The organism is Weissella sp. ESL1156 (assembly GCF_058505625.1).
On sequence record NZ_CP196372.1, the window covers coordinates 1,840,177 to 1,855,387 of the forward strand.

Consider the following 15,211-nt stretch of genomic DNA (forward strand, 5'->3'; position numbering starts at 1 on the left):
TCAAAATGTTGATATAACGGTCTTTTGTAACTTACATCAGTTGTTCATCTCATTGACTTATTTTAAATAAAAGCCTAAAATTAAACATGTGTTATTAAGCGCAAAAAAACACTATTGATTTGACATAAACGTCAATTCTTTAGACAGGAGAAACAAGATGAACATATTATTGATCATCCTGTTGTTGCTTGTCGCAATCGTAATAAGTTGTGGAATTGGTTACACAGTGGCTAAGACAAAAATTAACCATACATTAACTATTTCACATCAAACTGCTACAGATATAACGAATCAAGCTGCCACTGATGCTGAGCGATTAAAGAAAAATGCTCTAGTTGAGGCACGAGATGAAAGCCAACGTTACCAACAACGTATCGAAAGTGAATTACAGGAACGTCGTTCTGAGGTTAAGTCACAAGAAGAACGTTTGGTAAGTCGTGAATCTGTGTTGGATCGAAAAGATGCTTCATTGCAAAAACGTGAAGAAGTTATTTCGGGTAAAGAAACAAAGTTAGATCATCAACGGCAAAGTGTTAATGATAAGCAAAAACGAGCAGAAGAACTTGTGGCTGAACGTGAGAATAAGTTGGTTGAAGTTGCTAACTTAACACGTGAAGATGCTCGAAATCAAATTTTATCAGAAACTCAAGAAGCGCTTGTAGCTGAGCGTGCTGTCATGATTAAAGATAGTGAGGAAAGTGCAGCTGCAGAAGCGGATAAACGTGCTAAGGATCTTGTTGTTGGTGCGATTCAAAGATCAGCTGCCGATATGGTAGCTGAATCAACCGTTTCTGTTGTTACACTGCCTAATGACGATATGAAGGGTCGGATTATTGGACGTGAAGGTCGTAATATTCGAGCACTTGAGACAGTTACTGGTATTGATTTAATTATTGATGATACACCGGAAGCTGTTGTCTTAAGTGGTTTCGATCCAATTCGTCGAGAAATCGCTAAGAACACATTGGAGAAATTGATTGCGGATGGTCGGATTCATCCAGCTCGCATTGAAGAAATGGTTGAGAAATCGCGTAAAGAGATGGACGAACATATTCGTGAAGTTGGTGAACAGACAATTTTTGATTTAGGAATCCATAATATGCATCCAGATCTAGTGAAAACTGTTGGTCGGATGAACTATCGAACAAGTTACGGACAAAATGTGCTTGTTCATTCAATAGAAGTCGCAAAACTAACTGGCTTGTTGGCAGCTGAGTTAGGGGAAGACATTACGCTTGCCAAGCGCGCAGGACTGTTACACGATATTGGTAAGGCTGTAGATCATGAAGTAGATGGTTCTCATGTGGAACTTGGTGTAGAATTGACAACCAAGTACAAAGAACGTCCGGTCGTGATTAATTCGATTGCTTCACACCATGGGGATGTTGAACCAGATTCTGTTATTGCTGTGCTTGTTGCTGCTGCTGATTCCATTTCAGCGGCACGTCCAGGTGCAAGATCGGAATCGTTAGAAAACTACGTTCAACGTTTGCAACAACTTGAAGCGATTGCAAATGAATTTAACGGTGTTGAAAAGTCGTATGCTATTCAAGCTGGCCGAGAAGTACGTGTTATTGTAGAACCAGCGGCTGTTTCAGATATTGAAGCAACTGTCTTAGCTCGGGATATTCGAAATCAAATTGAAAATGATCTAGATTATCCGGGGCATATTAAGGTCACGGTTATTCGCGAATCTCGTGCAATCGAGTATGCAAAATAAGCTGATAACTAATATTAACAGGCAAGAGCCAGTATGAAAATACTGGCTCTTTTACTTTAAATAAAGATGCATTTGATAGAATTTAATTACAAATACATATAATTCATGGGATTCATACAAAGAAAATAAAAAAAATTTAATGAAAAGGTTTACAAATACACTGAAAACGCTTACAATGATAAATGTGTTAAGGATACGGGGGAACGTATACGAAACTATCAAAGATTTTGAAACACCAGTGGTATGGGGATCATTGGGATGTTATTGTCGCATTTCACTCTTACTGTTCGAATAATCGTTTGATCTTAAAAACTTGCTGAAAACTCTTCTCCTTCAGAAAAAATTAGAACGATATTTGTTTAAAATAATTCGAGCAGTAAGAGGGTGATGAGACGACTCTTAATCAACATCAACGCTTTCACAATCAAAAAATATTTGTGGGTCGTCATCCACGCCATATCGCCTTGCGGTTACGCAGAGCGATTTTTTTATTTCGTAAATTTGTTAAAATTTAATGATAATCAAATTATTCGCTTATTTTGCAACATCAAGATATACTATAGATATTCCCCGTGGTAGTTAAATTCATAACTATCTAGTGCATTTATGTGCTAAACGTCGTAGACATACGGCGTTATTTTTGTTTATTTTATTAAAAACCATTGACAAATATGAAAAATAAATTAGAATTAGAGTTATCAATTAAGTAGAGGAGCAAAAATGATGGCAAATATAACGTTGACAACTAAAACGGTGTATTACTTTTGGTTTTTTAGGTGACTATCCGAAATGACCAAAAGCATTTTTGCTAGGTTTCGGATAAAAAAATATCCGGAACCAAAATAATACGGCTTAATGACCACCATAAGACGTATTAGGAACTGGGTATTTTTTATAAATACTCAGTTCTTTTTTTGTGGTGGTATGTATTAGGAGAATTAGGCGTTATCAAAAATAAAGTTGTGCTGCATGTATAACTATTAAAAATTTTAAGAGGTGGGAAGTATGGATGTTCATAAAATAAGTAAAAGAGAATTTGGTTTCGCGATCTTAAATGGTAATGCTAGTGGTATTATTGTTGCACTAATTCCAGCAGCAATTATTAGTCAACTATTAGCAGCAATGCCACAGGTTGAAATCGTTAAGACGTTAACAATGATGGTAACCTTAGCACAAAGTACTTTACCAATTATTGCAGCGTTTGCTGTAGGAGCTTTACTAAAATTTGGTACAGTTGAAAGTGCGTCAATGGCGTTAGCAACTTTTATATCTTCAGGTGTTGTCACGATACATAATAGTCAATTTATCATAAGCGGATCGGGCGTTATTTTAAATATCATGTTAACTACATTCATGGCTAGTATTGTAACAATTATCTTTCATAAGTTATTAGGACAGTTGAGGGCGGTCTTTGAACCATTAGCTGTCTTAGTAGTTGGTGGTGGACTTGGTTTAATGACCCTACCAATGATGGTTGCTATTCAAAATACTATTGGTCAGGTGGTAGAAGCCGCCACACAAACGGCACCATTAGTCATGGGTATATTACTAGGTGTTATCTTTGCAGTTTTAATTGTTTCACCACTTTCTTCAGTAGGTATTGCAACTGCGATTGGTTTAGCTGGCGTTGGTTCTGGATCAGCGAATGCAGGAATTGTTACAGCTTCTTTGGTCTTAGCTATTATGGGCATGAAAGAGAATTCATGGGGACTATTTATTGCCCATTTCATGGGTTCTCCTAAGATTCAAATGGCAAATATGCTGTCAAAACCAAAATTATTTATTCCAGTTATTATTGCTTCAGCAATTACTGGTGGTATTTCAAGTTTGTTAAAGATGTCTGGCACCCCATTTTCTGCCGGCTTTGGTATGTCAGGTTTCATTGGACCAATTACAGCATTGAATGAATCAGCTGGTACTGGTATTGGCACACGAGTTATAATTGTATTCTTTGTTATACCAATTGCATTGGCATTTTTGATGAAGTACATTTTTATTGATAAATTACAACTCATTGAAGCAAAAGACTTAAAGTTACCAGAAGTATAAAAACAACAAAAGCATAAAAAATGTTTTGAAGATAATTGTAACAATAGTTAGAGGATTTGGGTTTGAAGCAAAAGCAGACTTATAATGACATAATTATTATGACAGTAAACCTTCAATCTGTGGTTAAAGGGCCGTGAATCAACCAGTTTAAAATGGTTAGATTCGCGGCCTTAATTGTAGGACAAAATTATGGTCCAACCATGTTTTTCTTTTTAAATTAAAAAAATGATTTGACAATCCAATATTAGATTGTGTATAGTATTGCTTGTAACACAAATGAAATAATGATTAGGAGAAGAAATATGACTGAATCAGTATTAGTTGCAAATCAGTTGAATAAGAGTTACTTAAGTGCGGCCGGTGTACAACAAGATGTGCTACACAATCTTTCATTATCAGTAAGTAAGGGTGAATTCGTTGCAATCATGGGACCTTCTGGCTCAGGGAAATCAACATTATTGAACATCGTATCGACATTGATGAAACCAACATCAGGTTCGGTCTCGATTAATGGTAAAGATATTTTAAATATGAATGATAACGCCATTTCAAAATTTCGTGGTCAAGATATGGGTTTTATTTTTCAGAATTATAATTTGATTGATAGTTTAACCGTTAGAGAAAACATTAGTTTACCGTTAACCTTACAAAAGGTAAATCATAAAACAATTAAAACATCTGTTCAAAAAGTTGCACAATTATTGCATATTGAAGATTATCTTGATAAATATCCAACAGAATTATCAGGTGGTCAGCAACAACGTGTTGGTGCAGCACGGGCACTTGTGCACAATCCGACACTAATTTTTGGGGACGAGCCAACGGGTGCTTTGGATTCAGAAAATGCCCGTGAAATGATGAATTACTTGACGAGCATTAATGAAGCAGAGGGCATTTCGATTGTTATGGTAACTCATGATGCATTTTCGGCCTCATTTGCTTCACGCATTTTATTTTTGACAGATGGACAAATAACCAAAACAATTACTCGTGATGGTGAATCGCGAGAAATATTCTATCAGCGTGTGTTGTCTGAATTAGGAAATTTTAATTAGGAGGCGCATAGTAGTATGTTTGGAATTGCTTTAAAATCGTTACGGTCTAAATGGCGAGATTATATTGTACTATTTGTTGGGTTAATTATATCAGCAGCAATCTTTTATATGTTTAGTGCAATGGCAACCAATAAGGCTTTTCTAGAAGCTAATTCGATGATTTCACAAATAACGGTTATCTTCATTATTGGTGAAGTTTTATTAGGAATCATTACATTTGTGTATCTGAATTTTGCAAATGGCTTCCTGTTACGATTGCGTCAATCAGAATATGGTTTGATGTCAATGTTGGGTGCTAATAAAAAACAAATTGGTTCCTTGTTGATGAGGGAGACACTAAGCATTGGTGTCATTGCAACAATCATTGGAATTGTTTTTGGGATTGGCTTAACGAGTGTTAGTAGTTACTATTTAATGAATTTATTAGGGGTACAGCTAGATCATTGGGCATCATTTTCAATGAAATCTGTGTTGACGACATTAATTTTTTTCGTTATTTTATTTACGCTTAATGGTTTATACAATCGACGTCGATTACGTAAGCAAGATACATTAACGTTACTATTGGCTAACAAACAAGTTAGTCATCCTAAGCCACATAAAGTATTGGATCCAGTGTTAGGATTTATTGGCTTAGGTCTATTGATTGCAAGTTATGTTCTGATGCCTGATATTGCTAAGGTTGGCTTAGCTGGCTTTATAGTTATTTTGGTATTAAATGTTTGGGGAACGTACTGGTTTATCAGTCGGACGCTGAAGATGGTGACAAATTGGATGCGTCACTCAAAGTATAGTATGCGTGGTTTACGTGCCTTTATTAATGGACAGTTAGCATTTCGGTTACCAGATTACCAACGTATTTTATCATCTATTGCGGTGATGTTTGCCTTGGCACTAGGTGCAATGTCTGTTGGACAAGGTTACTATCAGATGTTGCCACACCAAGCTGAAAAATCTTATCCTTTAACTGCAGCTTATGTGACAAAGCAGGTTAATACAGACAACCTAAAAGATGTTACTTGGCAACAAACTTATCATTACGTTGTTAAGGGACAAAATGTTTACTTTAATGGTGAAGAATTTAACACCCATAAGTTGCCAACCAAGGTTTATACATCAAACAGTTCAACCGGACAGACAAAATGGTTGACCGGTGATTATCTCCGGCAAACACCTGGCTCAGAATATACACTTGATGGTGTTGCCAATCAGATTTTGAATCAACGCTATGGTGCAAAAGTGATCATTACAAAAACATCAGCCGAGATGACAAAACAAGGAACTGTTAAGTCAGTTCAAATGTTTAAAGTAGCTGATATGATGGCAAACCAAAAAGCTTTATCGCACAATATGAAAATGCAAGCCAAGTTAGCGGATGTTGATCCTGAATTTGCTACGGGATCATTTGCAACTTATGGACAATTAAAAGGTGTTTTTGGTGGCATTGAATTTATGGGCATTTTCCTAGGAATAGGTTTCTTGGCAATGTTGGCAGCAACATTAATGTTTAAAACTTTGTCAGGTGTCGCAGATGATAAAAAACGCTATCGTGTGTTAACAATGATTGGAACCAGCAATAAGGTTGTGACAAAAACAGTCGCTAAAGATTTAGGAATTTTATTTTTTATTCCAATGTTAATCGGGACGGTAGATGTTATCTTTGGTCTACAAATGTTTGCACCATTAATGGGTGGACAAAAGAATGCTTATCTTGGCTTTTGGCCATCACTAATAATCATATTTATTCTCTACATAATGTATTATGTTTTAACGGTCTGGATGTATCGCCGACTAATTAAAAACTAATTCGCCATTTTTATGGATAATACGTTATAATAGGAGCATATTCAAAATGTTGTGGAGTAAATGACAAAAATTTGAGACATCGATGCCACAAACTAAAAAACGCCTATCTAAACGCGCAAGATAGGCGTTTTTTTAATAAGGAATAATGATGACAATGTTTTGTCCGAAATAAAGCATGATTTAAAATAATCTAACTACAAAAGCGTAAACGTTTGTAAGCCTTTAATAACAATATTTGTAACCGTTTGCAATTAAATCGAATATCGCTTAAAATATTTGTATACTAATAATTTAGGAGGAATTGCCAAATGGCATTACTTGGTGCAATTGAAGCAGGTGGAACAAAGTTTGTGGTGGCGGTAGCACCCGTTGATGATCCAGAGGCTGTTGTGGCTCGTGAGAGTTTTCCAACAGAAGATGGTGCAACAACAGTTAAGAAAGTACAAGATTTCTTTGATCAATATGAGGATATTGCAGCGATTGGCATTGCTTCATTTGGACCAATAGATGTTAAGCCAGAAAGTGCAACATATGGTTATGTTTTGGACACACCTAAGCGTGGTTGGTCTGGGTATAACTTTTTAGGGGCAATGAAAGCTTGGCGCGACATTCCTTACTATTGGACGACAGATGTTAATGCTGCAGGTTGGGCAGAGTATATATCAGGTGCGGCATCAGATGTGGATAATATTGTCTACTTAACGGTTGGAACAGGTGTTGGTGCAGGTATCATTGCTAATGGTCAATTTGTTGGTGGCTACTCACATCCTGAAGCTGGACATATTATGATGGCTAAACATCCTGAAGATCATTATTCTGGTCACTGTCCATTTCATGAAGATCGTTGCTTAGAAGGATTAGCTGCTGGCCCAGCAATGGAAGAACGTTGGGAAATTTCTGCAAAAGATTTACCTGATGATCATTTGGCATGGCAAATTGAGGCCTTTTACCTTGCACAAGCTGCAGTAACTTATACAGCAACATTGAGGCCAGAACGCATTGTATTTGGTGGCGGTGTTCCTCATCGAGAGATTCTTTTACCAATGGTGCGTGAATCATTTGCTGAACAATTACATGACTATTTATCAGTTCCTGATTTGGATCATTACATTGTATCTGTTGGTAATGGTGATAACGCAGGTATCTATGGCTGTTTCTACTTGGCTAAAGAACTGCTTGCTGATTAAACGAACGATGACTTTTTGGTAATTTGTATAATCTGCGTTATAATTAGTGAGTTGAACAACAAGTGATAAAAAAGTGAGAAGTAATATGTTAACAGTTATTAAGCGGTATGAAGATAGAGATGTAATTGTTTACGATTATTACATGGAAGATCAACAAGATGTTTATGCTGCAACTGGACATATTACCTTTAAATCAATGGGTGGCTCAGCAACTTGGCGTGCAATTAATGATCACAATGAATTTTATTTGAAGCAAGCTTTGACAGCACTCGTCATGAAAAGAAATCAAAATGGCGGTGTTTATCCAGAAATGATTAAAGTGTTATTAGGGGAAAAAGCGTTAGATAGTGATGAAGAGTAATAATTGTTGTTAAATTAAATTTGGGTTAGAAAAATGATTGAGTTTGTCATTTATTATGATATACTTAGCGTAAGTCATCAACTTTATTCATATTTTCTACTCTTAAATAGATGATGAATTGTGATTTCTTGTTACTTTGGTAGCATTGAAATCACTTTTTTTGATTAATTTCGACATTAAAGGTTAGTTTTAGTCAGATTTATATTTTTTTTAAGTCGGTACCTTTACTATAAGTATTGTTGATAAGGAAAGCCCATTCCTATCAATAGCCCACACTCATAGAAATTTACCTATTCGTTTAAAGTACGCTACTTTAAACAACCTACTCCTTAATAGATCGTTGGTTATTTGATAGCCGACTTGATCCGAAACACCTATCAGGATAATCTTGATGGGTGTTTTGTTTTTTAAAAGTTTTCTTTTTTTTATCAATAAACTTGATTTCATGAGATAAAACCGCTATGTTAGAGATTAATTAGAAAAAGTAGGCACACATAAAAGGAAAGCACTAATAATGAAGCACGCAAGCAAATGGCAAATGCTCTTTAAATGGGGGACCCTTTTAATCATTGTTTTGATTGTCCTTATTGGTGGTCATCATGGTTATAAGATATACAGAGAAGCACATCCGAAATTATTAACTGACACCCAAATAAAAAATAACTTAGGGGTTCATCTCAGTAATCAATTAATTAACTAGCAAAAAGGATTAGATAAAACATATACAAACATCGCGACGAATAAGAAATATACAACTAATAATATGTATGTGAAGGTTAATCCATATCGTACGTCACCATTAACGGCATTAGTTATTTTTCATACAGACCGTGCTGCAAAAGTTAGTTATACGGTTGTTGGTAAAACGGCACAGACATCGATTACTAATTCAGTAAACAAGCAAACAAAAAATCATCGTCTTAATGTTGTGGGGTTGTATGCAAACTATGCAAATCAAGTTAAGCTGACTATTACTTATAAAGATGGCCAAACTGAAGAAAAAGTTATCTCAGTACAGACGTCACCATTACCTAAGGCATTAGCAAACGTTAAAATAGCTGTCAAAATGGCAAATAAAGAACAAATGGCCATTGGGAAAAATGGGTTAACTGTTTTTATGCGGACAACAAAGCAACCTTTTGCAATTGATGCCGATGGGGCCATTCGATGGTACGCGACTTACTATAATCAACATATTTTTAAAACGCTCAAAAATGGGCATTTATTGATTTTGCAGAAACAAAATAATACAAAATTAGTGTATAACGATTTAGTTGAAACAAATTACTTGGGAAAAATATATCGCAATTATCAATTTAGTAATAAAGCGTCTTCAACTGAAAATATTAAATCAACAAGTAAATCTGATGGTGAAACAACGGCAATTCATCATGATGTGATTGAATTACCAAATGGGGATATCTTAGCAACTGTATCTGATGGATCAAAATTCACTGAGGATACGATGGTTGAAATTAACCGTAAAACAGGGAAAATTGTACGAGTCATTGATTTAAAACGTATTTTCCCAACAAAAACATATGCACAATATACAACAACAAAACGTTCTGACGGGAAAATTGACTGGTTGCATCAAAATGCAATTAATTATGATCAAAAAGATAATAGTATCATTATTTCATCACGTCATCAGGATCTTGTTATGAAATTAAGTTATAAAACGCTAAAGCCTGTTTGGATTTTATCAGGTAAACTTAAAAATGAATGGCCCAAAAAATGGCAACAATATGTATTGAAATTTGCTAAGGGGACGACTATTAATGGTGGCCAACATGATGCACGAGTCATTCCAGGTTCACAAAAGAATGATCAGGAAACAATCTCTATTTACGATAATAATTATGCAGTAAGCTACGGTGATAAAAAGACAACGAAAAAGTATTCGGCTGGTCGTAAAATTAAAATTAATTTAAAGACCATGACAGCAAAAGAAGTGTGGTCATATGGACAGGCGTTAGGAGAAGCTAATTTTACAGATCGTATTGGTTCTAATAGATTATTACGTAATGGTAATTTCTTAATTGATTTTGGCTATCTCAATGCAAAGAAGGGGGATGCTTCAAATATTATTGAAGTGACACCTCAGGGCTATCAAGCCTTTAATGTCGAATTATCTAATTTGCAGTCGAAGGGTTACGTCTATCGGGCTTATCGGATTCACATTCATTAAGAATTGTTGGATATATTGCATATTAGTTATTAAAGCGCTAAACTTAAATGATTATGAGAAAAAGGTGGTTAAAAAATGAGTGAAATTACCCAAGAACAATTAACAACATTTAAAAAAGCTGTGAATGAAAGCCCTAAGGCGGCAGTTTTGCGTGGTGCTGTAACCACCAATGGTATTTTGAAATCGGCTCGTAATAATCAACGTGCTGGTGAATTAACACCAACGTTTAGTGTTGATTTGGAAAGTTCACCAGTGGCTAATCAATTGCAGTCAGGTCGTTGCTGGATGTTTGCAGCGTTAAATACAATGCGTCATGATATGAAGTCAAAGCATGGATTACCTGGTGATTTTGAATTGTCACAAAGTTATACATTTTTCTGGGATAAACTAGAAAAAGCGAACTATTTCTACAATAACATTGTTGCCACTGCTGATCAGCCAACAACAAATCGTGAAGTTAGCTTTTTATTAGCAACACCACAACAGGATGGTGGTCAATGGGATATGATCGTTGCCATTATTGAGAAGTATGGTGTTGTACCACAATCAGCCTTCCCAGAATCACAAGCATCATCACATTCTGCTGAATTTAACCGTTTGTTTAATGGAAAATTACGCAAGGATGCTATTGTATTGCGTCAATTAGTTGTTGATGGAGCAACAGATGAACAAGTGTCAGCAAAAATTGCGGCATTTAACAAAGAAAATTATCACATGTTATCATTAACATTTGGTGAGCCACCTGTATCATTTGATTTTTCATTCCGTGATACAAATAATGAATATCATCGTGAACAAGCGATTACACCACAAGACTTCTTTAAAAAGTATGTTGGTTGGGATTTAAGTGAGTATATTTCAATCATTAATGCACCAACGTCTGATAAGCCATATAATCAAACTTATGGTGTTAAAATGTTAGGATCAGTAGTCGGTGGTCGTGAAGTTAAACACCTAAATTTGGACTTGAAGACATTTAAGGAATTGGCTATTAAACAATTGTCTGCAGGTGAAAATGTTTGGTTTGGTGTTGATATGGGACCAAAGTTGGATCGTGTTGCTGGTTTAATGGATACAGAATTGTATGATGAGGATAGCCTATTTGATATTGATTTTAGTATGACTAAAGCAGAACGTCTAGATTATGGTGATTCATTGATGACTCATGCTATGGTTTTGACAGGTGTTGATTTAGTAGACGGTCAACCAACAAAGTGGAAGGTTGAAAATTCTTGGGGCGATAAGAATGGTCACAAGGGTTACTTCACAATGTCTGATGAATGGTTTGATCAATTTACGTACCAAGTTGTTATTAAGAAGGAATTTTTGCCTGAAGAATTACGCAATGTGTACGAAAATAATACACCTAAAGAATTGGCTCCTTGGGATCCAATGGGTGCTTTAGCTTAAAATAGGGAAAAATAATACGAGTGTTTTAACTTGTTTGATAAAGGTCGAAGTTTTTCTAATACCTTATGGTAGGAGACTTCGACCTTTTGAATATCATTTATAAAAAGTAGGAAAAGATATGTTGAAAGAACAATTACAACAAATGATTAAGAAGTTAAATCAATCATTAGATGTGAAGTCATTAAATCAAATATTACGACCAATTTTAATGAAAGGTATGCGACAGGGGTATCGGGCAGCCTATTTAGAAATTGTGAGTTTAACTGAAGAAGTACTCATTGAAAATCAATCAGCTGAATGGATTGATAGCATCGAACATTTGGCAGATCAAAAATTTGAAAAGTTAGTGATGCAATCGCCACATGTTCAGCAAATTAACGGTGACCTAGAAAAGCAAATTGCTAGTATGTTGTCAGAAGAATACCATGAGGTGACAGCCCACAATAATAATCAATTGGTCATGGAAAATGTGATTATGCCTTACTTTAATGGCTGGTTCTTGGGATATTATTATGGCATGCGACAATTAATTCAAGCAACAAACGCTGCACAGAAAAAAACAGAAACGACACTGAAACAAGAAATTACTGAACAAGCAACTCAAGCTGTTGAAATTGAAAGAGCAAAGTTTCAAAGACAACAGTTTTATCAACGCGGTGTGTTAGCAGACATTTTATCAGTTTTGAAAAAGTAGTGTCGTTGATACGTTTACTTTTTGGATATATCACTATGGGATGCATAGTGATAAAAGATAGATGAAAATTATTTATTGAAAATTGATTGATCGTTATAGTTGTTTCGAGCACAATCATTGTAAATATTTATCAAGATTGGTATTGTCTAAGTAGTTATTGATTATTTGTTGTGCAATTATAGGGGGATTCAATGAAAAAGGAAAAAGCAAAAGCGAAAACAAGTTTATTAGAAAAAATCTCATTGATAGTCACTGTCGTTCAAATTCTTGCGAGTTTATATAGAACCTTGAGAAGCTATGCTCGTCGGAAACAAAACAGATAAATATTTTCAATAAAAAACGGTAAATTTTAGGAGACCAAATTGATTTATTAGATGGTTGACCAAGCTGGTCAATGAATTTGTTAACTTTATCAACCATTGCTTAAATGGCACCAATTAGTTCATTGAATAGTATAAAACGGTTATAGTCTCTTAGAGATTGAATATTTTGGGGCGTGTTTATAAATACGCCCCATACTTATAACAAGTGTATTTACAAGTACATTTATTAAACTAGTTGAGAGAGTACGAACATACACCGTGGTGGTTCCTTGTAAGTGACCACCATTTTTACAAACTTTAGGTAAACCGATACTTGTAAGAAAAAAATTTTGTACTTGAACAACTGTCATTTGAGGTACATTTTCATATAAAAATTCACAAAATATTAACGCATCTACTACATTGACAGTATATAAAAAGCTCGTAAGGTGTGCGAAAACATACAGGCGTCAAGTGTCCTAAGTTTAGAGTGTTAAGTGTCAGCGTTTAGAACGTTGGCGCTTTTCTTTTGGATGTTGTTTTATAAATAAAGTCTCACTAGATAAATATGTATGCTATTTTAGAGTTTTTTTAGACAAAATAGCAGATATTCAATCAATTTGTATTGATAAACAAAAAGCCTGTGGAACGACTAAATTAATAATCGTTCGACAGACTAAAATTATTAACTAACAAACTGAAGAATAATTCGGCACTAATTGCCACAAATCGTAGCATAAATGCCTTTATATCAACGTTTGTAGCTGGTATTAAATGGAGCCGAGGGGAGTTGAACCCCTGTCCTAACATTTTGCAACTGACACATCTACGTTCATAGCAAAATGATTTGAATTTTACTCACTGCACGCCATTTTGCTAAGCGATCAGATAAGCTAGTCTGATTATCCTCTTCTAAGTATCCACAGACGGCGAACACTCAGCGCAGGTTGCTTTTTTTGAGACTCATACAAGTATGCAACTAATACTAGTACAAGCAACGCCAGCTGTTTTTTAGGCAGCTAATGCGTAGTTATTGTTTGAATTTTTTGCAGTTAATTCTACTGAGTGGATTATAGGGCCACAACCCCTAAACGCAGTACCAGCCCAAACAATGCTAGTCGATTCCGTAACGACCCCGTAACGTAATCATCTTATTTAGTATAACAAGGATTTTATAGTTGCACAAATCGTTAAAATAAAATATTTTTATTGAAAATATTCGGTTTTGAGTTGTTATAAATGTTGTTTATTCTTTTTAGTTCGTGTATAATTTCTAGTTGGTGGTTAAAATAAAAGAAAATAATTAAAAAACACGAACTTTTATCATTAGGAGTATATAATATGGAATTCACAACAGTTTTTGATTATGAAGATATTCAATTAGTACCAAATAAATGTATTATCAATAGCCGTTCAGAGGCAGATACATCTGTTCAACTAGGAAAACACACATTTAAATTACCTGTTGTACCTGCAAACATGCAGACGGTTATTGATGATGCTTTAGCCATGAAGTTAGCAAAAGCTGGCTATTTTTATGTTATGCATCGGTTTAATCCAGAAACACGATTAGATTTTGTGCGTACCTTCCATGATGCTGGTCAAATTGCTTCAATTTCAGTTGGTGTTAAAAAAGAAGAATATAATTTCATTGATGAATTAAAGGTAGCTGGTTTAGTACCAGAATATATTACTATTGATATTGCCCATGGACATGCTGATTCAGTTATTGAAATGATCAAATATATTAAAGAAAATTTGCCCGAATCTTTTGTTATTGCTGGTAATGTTGCAACACCAGAAGCTGTACGGGATTTAGAAAATGCTGGTGCTGATGCAACGAAGGTTGGTGTTGGTCCTGGTAAGGCTTGCATTACAAAGTTGAAAACAGGCTTTGGTACTGGTGGTTGGCAATTAGCAGCACTGCGTTTATGTGCAAAGGCAGCCAAGAAGCCAATTATTGCAGACGGTGGTATTCGTTACAATGGTGACATTGCAAAGTCTGTTCGTTTTGGGGCGACAATGGTTATGATTGGCTCATTATTTGCCGGCCATGAAGAAACACCAGGGGATATTGTTGAAATTGATGGGGCAAAGTATAAAACTTATTTTGGCTCTGCTTCACAATATCAAAAGGGTGAGTATAAAAATGTCGAAGGAAAGAAACTGTTGGTACCTTATCGTGGTGCTATTATGGACACTTTAACTGAGATGGAACAAGATTTACAATCATCAATTTCTTACGCTGGTGGCTGTCAATTACGTGATTTACGTTATGTTGATTATGTTATTGTTAAAAATTCGATTATTAACGGTGATTCTTACTAAAATTTTTCATGACGCATATTTTGTCATGGGAAAGTTCTTCATTACTTTTAAAAAATCTGTTATTTCTGTGATAGTCTCTACTATTCATGTATGATATGGTTATTAAAG

At 35.1% G+C, this 15,211-nt stretch carries 11 protein-coding genes and 1 other RNA gene; 11 read left to right on the plus strand and 1 reads right to left on the minus strand.

The features are described from left to right. The first annotated feature begins 157 nt into the window (after positions 1-157). From rny to ACSKY2_RS09210, 10 genes are all read left to right on the plus strand, one after another. Positions 158-1,720, plus strand: coding sequence for a ribonuclease Y (gene rny / locus ACSKY2_RS09165; RefSeq protein ID WP_489840057.1), 1,563 nt, complete (start codon positions 158-160; stop codon positions 1,718-1,720). 1,005 nt (positions 1,721-2,725) lie between these two features. After that, on the plus strand, positions 2,726-3,769 hold the full coding sequence (locus ACSKY2_RS09170) for a PTS sugar transporter subunit IIC (RefSeq protein WP_489877539.1): 1,044 nt from the start codon (positions 2,726-2,728) through the stop codon (positions 3,767-3,769). Between the two features lie 302 nt (positions 3,770-4,071). Next, positions 4,072-4,824: an ABC transporter ATP-binding protein gene (locus ACSKY2_RS09175; protein WP_489840055.1), complete on the plus strand. Its 753-nt coding sequence runs from the start codon at positions 4,072-4,074 to the stop codon at positions 4,822-4,824. 15 nt (positions 4,825-4,839) lie between these two features. After that, positions 4,840-6,630, plus strand: a complete 1,791-nt coding sequence (locus ACSKY2_RS09180; protein WP_489877540.1) for an FtsX-like permease family protein — start codon at positions 4,840-4,842, stop codon at positions 6,628-6,630. Positions 6,631-6,938: 308 nt separating this feature from the next. Beyond that, the gene (locus tag ACSKY2_RS09185; RefSeq protein WP_489877541.1) at positions 6,939-7,817 is read left to right on the plus strand and encodes an ROK family protein; all 879 of its coding nucleotides are present in this window, start codon (positions 6,939-6,941) and stop codon (positions 7,815-7,817) included. Positions 7,818-7,902: 85 nt separating this feature from the next. Continuing rightward, positions 7,903-8,178, plus strand: a complete 276-nt coding sequence (locus tag ACSKY2_RS09190) for a hypothetical protein (RefSeq protein WP_489877542.1) — start codon at positions 7,903-7,905, stop codon at positions 8,176-8,178. 763 nt (positions 8,179-8,941) lie between these two features. Continuing rightward, entirely contained in the window at positions 8,942-10,369 is a 1,428-nt protein-coding gene (locus ACSKY2_RS09195) for an aryl-sulfate sulfotransferase (RefSeq protein ID WP_489877543.1), read from the plus strand. A gap of 75 nt (positions 10,370-10,444) precedes the next feature. Next, entirely contained in the window at positions 10,445-11,779 is a 1,335-nt protein-coding gene (locus ACSKY2_RS09200) for a C1 family peptidase (protein WP_489877544.1), read from the plus strand. A 118-nt stretch (positions 11,780-11,897) separates the two neighbouring features. Next, positions 11,898-12,473: a hypothetical protein gene (locus ACSKY2_RS09205; RefSeq protein ID WP_489877545.1), complete on the plus strand. Its 576-nt coding sequence runs from the start codon at positions 11,898-11,900 to the stop codon at positions 12,471-12,473. A gap of 191 nt (positions 12,474-12,664) precedes the next feature. After that, positions 12,665-12,796, plus strand: coding sequence for a hypothetical protein (locus ACSKY2_RS09210; RefSeq protein WP_489877546.1), 132 nt, complete (start codon positions 12,665-12,667; stop codon positions 12,794-12,796). A 751-nt stretch (positions 12,797-13,547) separates the two neighbouring features. On the opposite strand, the gene ssrA is transcribed toward ACSKY2_RS09210, so the two are convergent. Beyond that, positions 13,548-13,912: a transfer-messenger RNA gene (gene ssrA, locus ACSKY2_RS09215) on the minus strand. A gap of 204 nt (positions 13,913-14,116) precedes the next feature. Here ssrA and ACSKY2_RS09220 point away from each other — a divergent pair. Continuing rightward, positions 14,117-15,103 carry a GMP reductase gene (locus ACSKY2_RS09220; RefSeq protein ID WP_489877547.1) on the plus strand — a complete coding sequence of 329 codons (987 nt, stop codon included), beginning with the start codon at positions 14,117-14,119 and terminating at the stop codon, positions 15,101-15,103. Positions 15,104-15,211 lie beyond the last annotated feature (108 nt).